This is a genomic window from Streptomyces sp. NPDC026394 (assembly GCF_055567735.1).
Window position 1 is genome coordinate 1 of record NZ_JBVHPX010000073.1, and the last position, 1,379, is coordinate 1,379.

The 1,379-nt window shown below is 66.0% G+C and carries 1 protein-coding gene; it reads left to right on the forward strand.

Going from position 1 to position 1,379, the window contains the following annotated elements:
* A partial coding sequence (locus ACZ4QV_RS42485; RefSeq protein ID WP_467764573.1) for a glycosyltransferase family 2 protein occupies positions 1-1,379 on the forward strand: 1,379 nt, incomplete at both ends.

Genomic DNA, 1,379 nt, shown 5'->3' on the forward strand with positions numbered 1-1,379 from the left:
ATCGTCTACAACGATGCCGAGCGGTTGCCTGCTGCGGTGCAGTCGGTGCTGGATCAGTCGTTCGGTGATGTTGAGGTGGTGATTGTCGATGACTGCAGTACGGATGGTTCTTTTGCGGTGGCGCAGGGGCTGGCGGGGCGGTGGCCGGGGCGGGTGCGGGCGTTTCGGCTGGAGGAGAACAGTGGGGCGGGGGGTGAGCCGCGTAACCGGGGTGTGCGGGAGGCGGTGGGGCGTTATGTGATGTTCCTGGACAGTGATGATGTGCTGGAGCGCAATGCGTGCCGGAATCTGGTGGAGGCGGCGCGGGCGTCGGGGGCGGATCTGGTGTCGGGGCTGTGTGTGCGGTTGCACAAGGATGCGCCGGTGGAGCGGCGTAATGAGTGGTATGCGTGGCTGTACCGGGAGACGCGGACGCTGGAGTCGGTTGAGGAGCTGCCGGATCTGTTCGTGTGGGACACGCTGTCGACGAACAAGTGTTATCGGCGGGATTTTCTGCTGGAGCATGATCTGCGGTTTCCGAAGGGGATGTTCTATGAGGATCTGCAGTTCATTGCGGAGGCGTATCTGGCGGCGAAGCGGATCACGCTGATTCCGAATCAGGTGTATTTCTGGCATGTGCATCAGGCGGCGGCGGTGAAGTCGGTGACCAACCGGCGTCATGAGATGACCAATTATGCGCACCGGCTGGAGGTGCACCGGCGTATTGATGCGATGCTCGCCGAGCGGGGGATGGCGGAGATGCGGCGGGCGAAGGATGTGAAGTTCCTCAAGCATGATCTGGTGCTGCATCTGCGGGATCTGCCGTTTCGGGATGCGGAGTACCGGGCGGAGTTCGCGCGGTTGTCGGCGGGGTATCTGGCGACGCTGGACGAGGAGGCTTTTGAGCGGGCGCAGCCGTTGCAGGCGGTGTGCGGGTATCTGCTGGGGCGCGGGGACTGGGCGAATCTGATTCCGGCGGTGGATGCGCTGCTCAATCCGGGCAAGGTGGCGGTGCCGCTGGTCGAGCGGGACGGGCGGGTGTTCTGGTGTGCGGAGCATCTGGAGGATCCGCTGGGCCGGCGGGTGCTGGATGTGACCGATCTGGGGTATCACACGCGGCCGCTGGAGAAGATGTTCCTGCGCAACCAGCTGACCGTTTTCGAGGCGGCGGCCGGCGGCGGGGTGCGGCTGGCCGGGCGGGTCACCAATGCGCTGGGCCGTATCGGCGAGGGGGCGGTGCTGCGGGCGGAGCTGCAGTTCAGTGCGCGGCGGCGGGGGCTGCAGGCGTTCACCTTCCCGGTGCGCACGGTGCGTCATGCCGGGCCGGTGGTGGAGTGGGAGGCGGTGGCCGATATCAGCGGGCGGCTGCGGCCGCTGGGCATCATCGATGCGGTGTGGGA